Source organism: Moorena sp. SIO3I6 (assembly GCF_010672095.1).
On the sequence record NZ_JAAHHU010001338.1, the window covers coordinates 1 to 1,408 of the forward strand.

Annotated in this window: 3 protein-coding genes; 2 read left to right on the forward strand and 1 reads right to left on the reverse strand. The window is 43.3% G+C overall.

Features of this window, described 5'->3' with window-relative positions; translation table 11 throughout:
- Both F6K49_RS49135 and F6K49_RS49140 read left to right on the forward strand, forming a co-directional pair.
- A partial coding sequence (locus tag F6K49_RS49135; RefSeq protein WP_293110015.1) for a GNAT family protein occupies positions 1–578 on the forward strand: 578 nt, incomplete at its 5' end.
- Positions 579–745: 167 nt separating this feature from the next.
- Positions 746–1,042, forward strand: coding sequence for a hypothetical protein (locus F6K49_RS49140; protein ID WP_293110017.1), 297 nt, complete (start codon positions 746–748; stop codon positions 1,040–1,042).
- Here F6K49_RS49140 and F6K49_RS49145 read toward each other — a convergent pair.
- On the reverse strand, positions 999–1,408 hold a 410-nt coding region (locus tag F6K49_RS49145), incomplete at its 5' end, for a thioredoxin family protein (RefSeq protein WP_293110019.1). The two genes, F6K49_RS49140 and F6K49_RS49145, sit on opposite strands and share 44 nt — an antisense overlap.

The window sequence follows — 1,408 nt, forward strand, 5'->3', positions numbered from 1 at the left end:
AGGAGAGACATTTGAAACGAAGTATTAGAGAATTTGAAGCCAGTGATATAGACTTAATGATCAACTATTTCCTAAATGCTGACCATGAATTTCTCAGGGGAATGGGGGTAGAGCCAAGTAAACTTCCAAATTCGGACAAGTGGCGTCAAATACTGCTTGAAGATTTTGAACGGCCAGTAGAACACAGCAGATTATACTACCTCATCTGGGAAATAGACGATACTCCTGTTGGGCATTCTAATCTCAACAAAATTATCTATGCTCAAGAAGCATTCATGCATTTGCACCTTTGGCAACCAGAGAAACGAAGAAGCGGGAATGGCACATATTTTATTAACGAATCAATTTATTGCTATTTCACTAAATTCCATTTGCAAAACCTGTTTTGTGAGCCTTATGCTCTCAATCCAGCTCCCAATAAAACCTTACCTAAAGCTGGGTTTGAGCTTGTTAAAACCTATGAAACTACACCAGGCTTGATCAACTTTAATCAAACAGTAAATCGTTGGATACTAACTAAAGAAAAGTGGCTGCAGAAATCACAGCAATTAGCAAAGGGAACAGGGAGTAGGGAGTAGGGAACAGCGGCTCTGGAAGGACTAGAGAATATGGCATCAAAAATTAATTATCACAATTCCTACACGGATTGCTATATTACCCATTAGGATATTAGTAATCAAAAGGAATTGAGCTGACTCACAAATTTAGCTTAAACCTTAAACCTGTAACCTTCAACCAAACAACCTTGGCCAAAAGGCCACGCTACGCGAACAACCTTGGCCAAAAGGCCACGCTACGCGAACAACCAAACAACCTTGGCCAAAAGGCCACGCTACGCGAACAACCAAACAACCTTGGCCAAAAGGCCACGCTACGCGAACAACCTTGGCCAAAAGGCCACGCTACGCGAACAACCAAACAACCTTGGCCAAAAGGCCACGCTACGCGAACAACCTTGGCCAAAAGGCCACGCTACGCGAACAACCTTCAACAACATATCAAACACCAAAATAAGCCGGTTCATTCCCCGGCTTCCACTTAATATTGCAACCAATACTAGGCTTTTGCTCAGAATTCACCGGTTGCGACCCTAGCACCGCATCAATAGCTGCTCGTAAATCCTTACCGGTAACTGGTATCCCATTACTAGGACGACTATCATCCAATTGACCTCTGTAAACTAGCTCTTGGTTAGCATCGAATAGAAAAAAATCTGGGGTACAAGCAGCTGTATAAGCCTGAGCAGTTTCCTGAGTTTGATCATGACAGAAGGGAAAAGTAAATCCCAGCTCCTGAGCCATTTCCTTAAGTTTATCGGGAGCATCATCTGGGTAATTATCCGCATCATTAGCGCTAATCGCCACCATACCGAGATTAGCATCGGCATAGTCTTTCCCTAGCTTGGCCA